Genomic DNA, 826 nt, shown 5'->3' with positions numbered 1-826 from the left:
AGCTGAGAAATGTCTTATGAACATCTTAACAGTTTTGAGCGAAAAGCAATCTATTATCGCCATAATAGTGGTGAAAGTTACCGCTCAATCGGCCGTTTACTTAACCGCCACCACACTACCATTATGCGAGAAGTAAAGAGGAATAAACCCCCTTACTATACTTACTTCGATGAATCTGCAGAAGACTTGGCAGCCGAACGTAGAAAGAAACCAAGGCACGCAAAAAAGTTTACTAATAAAACGCTTTATCAGCATGTTGTACATAAACTGCAAGAAGGTTGGTCACCAGACGCTATTGCAGGAAGGCTTAAAAAAAACCACCGAAATGACAAGGGAGAATGTGTCAGTCATGAGACAATTTATCAATGGGTTATTAAAGACTATCAAGTTGGTGGTGGGCTCTATAAAGCATTACCAAAACGTCACAAAAAGAGAAAAAAACAAAGAAAATATGGGGACTTACGAGGTAAGATAAAAAACCGAGTTAGTATCCATGAACGACCTAATATCGTTGAGAAACGGTCTCGTATTGGCGACTGGGAAGGTGATCTTGTTGAAGGAAAGAAAAGCTCTGGATATATAATTACTCATGTGGATCGAGCAACAAAATATCTAATGGCCCAAAAAATAGAAAATAAAACAGCAGAGCTTTTCAATAAAGCAACGATTTCAATGTTTATAACGTTAGACACTTCAAAGAGGCTGACACTTACACTTGATAACGGGAAAGAGTTTTCACTTTTTAATAAGCTTGAGAGTAGGCTTAATATGGATATTTACTTCGCCGATCCTTATTGTTCATGGCAGCGCGGTACAAATGAAAATA

General features: G+C 38.0%; 1 protein-coding gene. It reads left to right on the top strand.

Annotated elements, in window-relative coordinates; genetic code table 11:
- Positions 1-9: 9 nt before the first annotated feature.
- On the top strand, positions 10-826 hold an 817-nt coding region (locus J8L97_RS23065; RefSeq protein ID WP_211053057.1), incomplete at its 3' end, for an IS30 family transposase.

This window comes from Pseudoalteromonas sp. MMG012, assembly GCF_018100875.1.
Taxonomy (GTDB): domain Bacteria; phylum Pseudomonadota; class Gammaproteobacteria; order Enterobacterales; family Alteromonadaceae; genus Pseudoalteromonas; species Pseudoalteromonas aurantia.
This window is presented reverse-complemented; position numbering and strand designations above follow the sequence as displayed.